At 44.6% G+C, this 350-nt stretch carries 1 protein-coding gene; it reads left to right on the top strand.

The genetic code is table 11. The features are described 5' to 3' along the window. Positions 1–35: 35 nt before the first annotated feature. The coding region (locus D0T66_RS16490) for a transposase (RefSeq protein ID WP_370520816.1) at positions 36–350 on the top strand (315 nt) is incomplete at its 3' end.

Below are 350 nucleotides of genomic sequence, written 5' to 3'. Positions count from 1 at the left end.
AATCTACGGTTCCGCCGGCGTTACTAAAACACTCTTTGGCATCGGCTTCTGTAGTTTCCCGTGTAATGTACGATAAGCATGTAAATTACCTCCCATTCAATCGCCAGGCTAAGAGCTTTGAGAGATTGGGCGTAAACCTAAGCCGTTCTGTACTTGCTAACTGGGTTAATAGCGCTGCGCTCCTGTATTTGCAGCCAATGTTTAATCGCCTTCATGAAGAGTTACTAAAGCGAGAAGTTATTATGGCTGACGAAACACCCTGTCAGGTACACAAAGAGGATGGAAGAAAAAACACTTCGAAATCCTTCATGTGGATATATAGGTCTGGTGAAGATACCCTGCCCGAAATC

It is taken from the genome of Dysgonomonas sp. 25 (genome assembly GCF_010501075.1).
Lineage (GTDB): Bacteria > Bacteroidota > Bacteroidia > Bacteroidales > Dysgonomonadaceae > Dysgonomonas.
Note: the sequence above shows the minus strand (reverse complement) of the source record. Positions and strands in the feature narration are given on the sequence as shown.